This window comes from Neisseria sp. P0021.S005 (genome assembly GCF_051956955.1).
Window position 1 is genome coordinate 1 of sequence record NZ_JBQCWY010000944.1, and the last position, 463, is coordinate 463.

Annotated in this window: 1 rRNA gene; it reads left to right on the forward strand. The window is 52.1% G+C overall.

Annotation, left to right across the window (positions count from 1 at the left end):
• Positions 1-297, forward strand: a 16S ribosomal RNA gene (locus tag ACTHUE_RS20285); the annotation flags it as partial.
• Between the last annotated feature and the right edge of the window lie 166 nt (positions 298-463).

Genomic DNA, 463 nt, shown 5'->3' on the forward strand with positions numbered 1-463 from the left:
GTACAAAGGGTAGCCAAGCCGCGAGGCGGAGCCAATCTCACAAAACCGATCGTAGTCCGGCTTGCACTCTGCAACTCGAGTGCATGAAGTCGGAATCGCTAGTAATCGCAGGTCAGCATACTGCGGTGAATACGTTCCCGGGTCTTGTACACACCGCCCGTCCCACCATGGGAGTGGGGGATACCAGAAGTAGGTAGGGTAACCGCACGGAGCCCGCTTACCACGGTATGCTTCATGACTGGGGTGAAGTCGTAACAAGGTAGCCGTAGGGGAACCTGCGGCTGGATCACCTCCTTCCTAGAGAAAGAAGAGGTCTGATGCATTCCCACTTATCGGTAAACTGTAAACGATGCGGAAGAGAAAAGCTTGAGCGAAGACAAGATTCGCTTAAGAAGAGAATCCGGGTTTGTAGCTCAGCTGGTTAGAGCACACGCTTGATAAGCTGTATATTATACACATCTGA